At 65.3% G+C, this 2,766-nt stretch carries 3 protein-coding genes; all 3 read right to left on the minus strand.

Annotated features, from left to right (window positions below; genetic code table 11):
• Window positions 1-1,296 (minus strand): aldehyde dehydrogenase family protein (locus EN993_RS34150; protein ID WP_245469049.1); only part of this gene is annotated, 1,296 nt, incomplete at its 3' end.
• A gap of 77 nt (window positions 1,297-1,373) precedes the next feature.
• Window positions 1,374-2,018: a ThuA domain-containing protein gene (locus tag EN993_RS34155; protein WP_127266081.1), complete on the minus strand. Its 645-nt coding sequence runs from the start codon at window positions 2,016-2,018 to the stop codon at window positions 1,374-1,376.
• Window positions 2,019-2,060: 42 nt separating this feature from the next.
• Window positions 2,061-2,766 (minus strand): LLM class flavin-dependent oxidoreductase (locus EN993_RS34160; protein WP_164757998.1); only part of this gene is annotated, 706 nt, incomplete at its 5' end.

Genomic DNA, 2,766 nt, shown 5'->3' on the forward strand with positions numbered 1-2,766 from the left:
GACCGAGCCGGCGCGCAGGCGGTTGGCCAGTTGGTGCGCCTTGCCGAGGTCGCGGGTGAAGACGCCGGCGCCCAGCCCATAAGGCGTGTCGTTGCCGCGCCGCACCACCTCGTCCAGCGTGTCGAACGGCAGCGCCGAGATCACCGGGCCGAAGATTTCTTCCCGGGCAATGCGCATGTCGTCGGTGACGCCGGAAAAGACGCTCGGCGCGATGAAATTGCCTGACCCAAGCGCACCTTCGGTGATGCGGTTGCCGCCGGTGACCAGCCTGGCGCCCTGCCTGGTGCCGTCTTCGATGAAACCGGTGACGCGTTCGAGCTGCCTCAGCGAAATCAGCGGCCCGATCTCGGTCTCGGGGTCGGCGCCGTCGCCGATCCTGAGTTTCGCCGCATAGGCCGAGACCCGCTCGACGAATTCGTCATAGATCGGCCGTTCGACGAACAGCCGCGAGCCGGCGATGCAGATCTGGCCGGAATTGGCGAACACCGACATCGCCGCGATCGGCACGGCGCGCTCGAGATCGGCATCGGCGCAGACGATGACCGGCGACTTACCGCCGAGCTCCAGCGAGACGCGCTTCATGTTGCCGGCCGAGGCGCGCAGGATGTTCTGGCCAGTCGCTGTCGAGCCGGTGAAGACGATCTTGTCGACATCCATATGGGCGGCAAGCGGCGCGCCGGCTTCCGCACCCGTGCCGGTGACGACGTTGACGACGCCGGGCGGCACGCCGGCCTCCATCATCAGCGCACCGATCAAAAGCGGCGTCAGCGGCGCTTCCTCGGAAGGCTTCAGCACGATGGTGCAGCCGGTCGCCAGCGCCGGGCCGATCTTCCAGATCGAGGCGGCAGTCGGCGCATTCCAAGGAATGATCGCGCCGACGACGCCGACCGGCTCCTTGCGCGTGTAGGAGATGATCTCGCCCGGCAGCGAATTACCGATCGTGTGGCCGTGGATCGACGTCGCCATGCCGGCATAAAAGCGCAGCATGCCGAGCACGCGGTTCTTGTTGGCCAGCGTGCGCACGATGGGCATGCCCATATCCGTGGTGTCGGAAAGCGCGATCTCCTCCCAATGGCGCTCCATCAGGTCGGCGATCTTCAACAACAGCACCTGGCGCTCATAGGGCTTGAACCGGCTCCACGGCCCGTCGAAGGCGCGCCGGGCCGCCGCCACGGCGAGGTCGATATCGCCTGAATCGGACAACGGCACGGTACCGATCACGGTGCCGGTGGCGGGGTTGCGCGTCTCAAAGGTCCGGCCGCTGAGCGCGTCGCACCAAGCGCCGTCGATCAGCATCTTGCGGTGCCGGCCATCGATGGGCGTATGCAGCGGCAAGTCTCTCACCGGTACGGTCATGCTCGTGTCCTCAGAACCTAGCGGGCGGCCCAGATGAGACCCCGCTCGACAATCAAGGCCATTTCCGGCACCGCGAACTCGTCGGCATTGTGTCCGAGAGCGCTGTAGAAAACCTTGCCCGCCCCATAGCGACGCTTCCAGACGACCGGCATGACGACGCCGCCTATCCCCGGGAAATGCGCGTCGGTGAAAATGGTCGTGGCCAGCACCTCGTTGCTCGGATCGACATGCATGTAATACTGCTCCGACCGGTAGGCGAAATCACTGACGCCCGATGTGATCGGGTCGTCCGGCCTAGTGACGGCGACCCTGTAGTCGATGATGTCGCCGGGATGCGCGACCCATTGGCCGCCGGTCATGAACTGATAGTCGGGCTCGTTGCGAAAACTGTCGCCCATTGTGCCGTGAAAGCCGCCGAGCCCGCTTCCCCCACGAACGGCAAGTGTCAGGTTCTGCAGTTCGGCCTTCTCGATCGTCGACATCGTGATGACCGGCACGATGAGATCGAAGGAAGCAAGCTGCGGATCGGCGAACATCGCCGTGCCCTCGCCCAGCGTGACGTCGAACCCGTTGCGCTCAAGCAGCGCACGGATGATTTTGGCGCTCTGCTCCGGTGTGTGGCCTTCCCAGCCGCCCCAGGCAATCAGGGCCTTCTTCGGCATGGTTTTACCTCCCTGGAGCACTCCGTCCTGATCGATCCGGCGTCAGCGCCAGCCCAGCGCCGGCGCGACATGGGTCAGGATCGCCTCGATGACATGCGCATTGTAGTCGACGCCGAGCTGGTTCGGAACGGTGAGCAGCAGCGTGTCGGCCTCAGTGATCGCCTCATCCTGCGCCAATTCCTTGATCAGCACATCCGGTTCGGCCGCGTAGCTGCGCCCGAAGATCGCCTTGGTGTTCTCCTCGATGAAGCCGATCTGGTCGCGGCTCTCATTGCCGCGTCCGAAATAGGCGCGGTCGCGATCGTCGACCAGCGCAAAGATGCTGCGGCTGACCGAGACGCGCGGCTCACGCTTGTGACCGGCCGCCTTCCAGGCCTCGCGATAGATGCGGATCTGCTCGGCCTGCTGGATGTGGAACGGCTTGCCGCTCTCGTCGAATTTGAGCGTCGAGCTTTGCAGGTTCATGCCAAGCTTCGCCGCCCATTCCGACGTGGCATTGGTGGCCGCCCCCCACCAGATCCGCTCGCGCAAACCCTCCGAATGCGGCTCGAGGCGCAAGAGGCCGGGTGGATTGGGGAACATTGGCCGCGGATTGGGTTGGGCGAACCCCTCGCCGCGCAGCGTCTCGAGGAAGACCTCGGCGTGATGCCGCGCCATGTCGGCGTCGCTCTGGCCTTCCGGCGGCACGTAGCCGAAATGGCGCCAGCCATCGATCACCTGCTCGGGCGAGCCACGGCTGATGCCAAGC

The organism is Mesorhizobium sp. M7D.F.Ca.US.004.01.2.1, assembly GCF_003997785.1.
Classification (GTDB): Bacteria; Pseudomonadota; Alphaproteobacteria; order Rhizobiales; family Rhizobiaceae; genus Mesorhizobium; species Mesorhizobium loti.